Source organism: Neisseria sp. P0009.S007, from assembly GCF_051962515.1.
Map to the genome: position 1 here is coordinate 1 of NZ_JBQCVF010000427.1, position 1,167 is coordinate 1,167.

Below are 1,167 nucleotides of genomic sequence, written 5' to 3' on the forward strand. Positions count from 1 at the left end.
TAGCCGATAAACAGGTAAACCACTGCCAAACAAGAAGCCGCCAACACACCGGAAATCGTCGTGGTCTTCAGCAAGTCTGCGCGGTTGTCCACGCCCATGGCGCGAACGGCATCGATGACGATAATGGCAAACACCAGCGAAGCCAGCGCGTCCATGGTGCCGTAGCCTTCCAAAATGCCTTTAACCAACGGATGAGTAGCAAAATCGCCTTGCGCCGCCTGCGGCACGCCCATCGGATTAATGGCGGCATAGCCGACCAATATCGCAATTGACAACAACAAAACGGGCGTAAGGATTTTACCGATACGGTCAACCAGCTTACCCGGAGAAATCGACAGCCAATAAGTCATGCCGAAAAACACCAGGCTGAATACGGCCAATGCGATATTTTTCCAAGATTCATCAATGAAAGGAGAAATTGCAGTTTCAAAAGACACTGTCGCCGTACGCGGCATGGCAAACAGAGGGCCGATTGCCAAATAAAGCGCAGTGGCAAAAGTCACGCCGTACCAAGGCGCAACACGGGAAGCCAGTGCCTCCACATCACGCGAGCCGGAATAGCCAACGGCAATCACGCCCAACAATGGCAAACCTGCGCCCGTCAGCAAAAAGCCAAACATGGCCAAAAGCCAGTTATCACCGGCCTGCTGTCCCAAAAAAGCAGGAAAAATCAGGTTCCCCGCCCCAAAAAACAGCGCAAACAGCATTAAGCCCACCGCCCATAAAGAAGCTTTGGTATGACTCGTCGTCGAATTCATTTTAGTTCTCTTTTTTCAAATTTTCGTTATCGGTTTCATCGGCTTCAAGGCCGTCTGAAAGCATTTCGGCTTCGTTTGTTTCCAAACCGTCTTTCAGGCTGATTTCGATTTCGCCATAATTTTCAGGCTGTACGATACGCACCAAGCCTTCTTTAGCCAATTCCAGCAATGCAATAAAATTGACCACCACATATGTCGCGCCCTGCTCCGGCTTAAACAAATCGCTGAACTTGCTGATGCCGCTTTCGTTCAAACGGCGCAAAATCGCCGTCATCTGCGCGCGCACGGAAATGGTTTCCCGCACCACTTCATGACTGCGCGTATGCTTGGCTCGCGACAAAATACCCAACCAAGCCTGCGTCAAATCGGCAACGTACACTTCCGGCAACTTCGCTTCGACCGCAATTTC

Annotated in this window: 2 protein-coding genes; both read right to left on the minus strand. The window is 51.1% G+C overall.

The features are described from left to right. Positions 1-758 (minus strand): branched-chain amino acid transport system II carrier protein (brnQ, locus tag ACTHS3_RS13805; protein ID WP_440368231.1); only part of this gene is annotated, 758 nt, incomplete at its 3' end. A 1-nt stretch (position 759) separates the two neighbouring features. After that, on the minus strand, positions 760-1,167 hold a 408-nt coding region (locus ACTHS3_RS13810; RefSeq protein WP_440368232.1), incomplete at its 5' end, for a segregation and condensation protein A.